This is a genomic window from Pseudomonas sp. PS01299 (assembly GCF_029960145.1).
GTDB lineage: Bacteria > Pseudomonadota > Gammaproteobacteria > Pseudomonadales > Pseudomonadaceae > Aquipseudomonas > Aquipseudomonas putida_A.
This window is the reverse complement of record NZ_JASCPO010000533.1, coordinates 1-279: the sequence shown is the minus strand read 5'-3', so window position 1 is coordinate 279 and position 279 is coordinate 1. Positions and strand designations below refer to the sequence as shown.

Below are 279 nucleotides of genomic sequence, written 5' to 3'. Positions count from 1 at the left end.
CCAGACAACACTGAAGTCAGATCCTGTAGGTACTCTTGGTCATCACCTTCGCCAACAGACTCATCCCGAACTTCACCGGCGCCGGAAAACGGAACCCACCCGCATCCAGTGCACTCTCCGCATGATGCTCTTCATCAATGCGCATCTGTTCCAGAATCGCCCGGGACTTTTCGTCCTCGGCCGGCAATTGTTCCAGGAGCTCGTTCAAGTGTTTGCACACCTGATGCTCGGTGGCCGCGACGAAGCCAAGGCTGACCTTGTCACTGATCAGACCAGCTA

General features: G+C 55.9%; 1 protein-coding gene. It reads right to left on the bottom strand.

Annotation, left to right across the window (positions count from 1 at the left end; translation table 11 throughout):
• Nucleotides 1–16: 16 nt before the first annotated feature.
• On the bottom strand, nucleotides 17–279 hold a 263-nt coding region (locus tag QMX91_RS31445; RefSeq protein WP_282413929.1), incomplete at its 5' end, for a demethoxyubiquinone hydroxylase family protein.